The sequence below is a fragment of the Staphylococcus pasteuri genome, assembly GCF_030547725.1.
GTDB lineage: Bacteria > Bacillota > Bacilli > Staphylococcales > Staphylococcaceae > Staphylococcus > Staphylococcus pasteuri.
The window spans coordinates 1-375 of sequence record NZ_JAUOQO010000068.1 but is presented as its reverse complement, the minus strand read 5'-3'; the positions used below and the strand labels follow the sequence as shown (position 1 = coordinate 375).

Annotated in this window: 1 protein-coding gene; it reads left to right on the top strand. The window is 39.7% G+C overall.

Features of this window, described 5'->3' with window-relative positions:
* Positions 1-211, top strand: a 211-nt coding sequence (locus Q4528_RS12825) for a hypothetical protein (protein ID WP_303521861.1), incomplete at its 5' end; no start/stop codon positions are given.
* Positions 212-375 lie beyond the last annotated feature (164 nt).

Sequence of the window (375 nt, the reverse complement as noted above, 5' to 3'; positions counted from 1 at the left end):
GCTTAAAAGTTTTGATTTAGCAGCAGTTTTTAAAGAGAAAACGCTAGCTGATGAGTTCCATGAAGCTAAGTTCCATTTGGTTAGAGACGTGGCTGGAGTAACTGAAGGTGCAATAAGGGCGATAGCATTCGATCAAAAATCAAAATTAAAAGTAGTAGAAAGCCTGACCTTTGGGAAGCAAGGCTTGAGAGCCTTACCAAAAGCGGCGTAGTCGACGCAGACAAAATATTAATCACCATCGCGTATCCTAACTTACCAGATAAAAAAGCTAGGCTGTATATCGATAAGTTTAGTCATAATTTAGCTTTATTGGGCATCCATGACGCTGTAATTAACGACAAGGCTGCTATCGAAAGGTTCGTTTCAAATCAAGCT